Source organism: Streptomyces spiralis (assembly GCF_014654675.1).
Lineage (GTDB): Bacteria > Actinomycetota > Actinomycetes > Streptomycetales > Streptomycetaceae > Streptomyces > Streptomyces spiralis.
The window spans coordinates 1-716 of record NZ_BNBC01000157.1 but is presented as its reverse complement, the minus strand read 5'-3'; the positions used below and the strand labels follow the sequence as shown (position 1 = coordinate 716).

The following is a 716-nucleotide window of genomic DNA, read 5'->3' as shown; positions in this document are numbered from 1 at the left end:
GGCCGATCCAGCCGATGTCGATGGAGCCGGAGTTGAGGGCTTCGATCTCGGACGGGCCGGCGTTGAAGACCTGGTACGTGGCCTTCGTGGCCCCGAGCGCCTTCTGGAAGAAGCCCTGCTGGTGGCCGACGAGCGCGGTCGCGTGGGTGACGTTGCCGAAGTAGCCGATCGTGACGGAATCGAGCCCATCGATCTTCTTGGCGCCGGCGGCGATCTTCTGCTCGGCGGTGTCGTCCGCGGCCTTCGAGCCGTAGCCGCAGGCGGCCAGGGTCAGGAGCGGAAGAGCGACGAGCGCGGCGAGGCCGCGGCGGAACAAGGATGAGCGGGTGGCAGGCACGGGAGGCAGTCCTCTCGTTGGCCCGGCGGTCACGGTCTCTCAGGTCGTGGCCGGGAGATCGGCAGGTCTTCGTCTACGTCGGCGGGGGGTGAGGGCACACGGACAGTGCGCGTTCGTCAGCGCACACATCGCCCCACCCCGCCCTGTCCGCTGCCGAGGGCGCCGCTGCCGACCCGGCCGCCCTCCTTGGCGAACATCGAGTAGAAGTCCGAGGAGTTCATGGTCAGAAGTCCCAGCCGTCCTCTTCCGAGGCGTCCTTGACCGGTTCGGGTGCGGCGAAGGACTCGCCGACCATGCCGGCCGTCAGCGTGGTGCCGTCGGAGGGGTCGATCAGGATGAACGAGCCGGTGCGGCGGGAGTCGGCGTAGGAGTCGACCGG

1 protein-coding gene is annotated in these 716 nt (G+C 69.3%); it reads right to left on the bottom strand.

Annotated features, from left to right (window positions below; translation table 11 throughout):
- The coding region (locus IE318_RS44480; protein WP_308438647.1) for an ABC transporter substrate-binding protein at positions 1 to 337 on the bottom strand (337 nt) is incomplete at its 3' end.
- Positions 338 to 716: the final 379 nt, after the last annotated feature.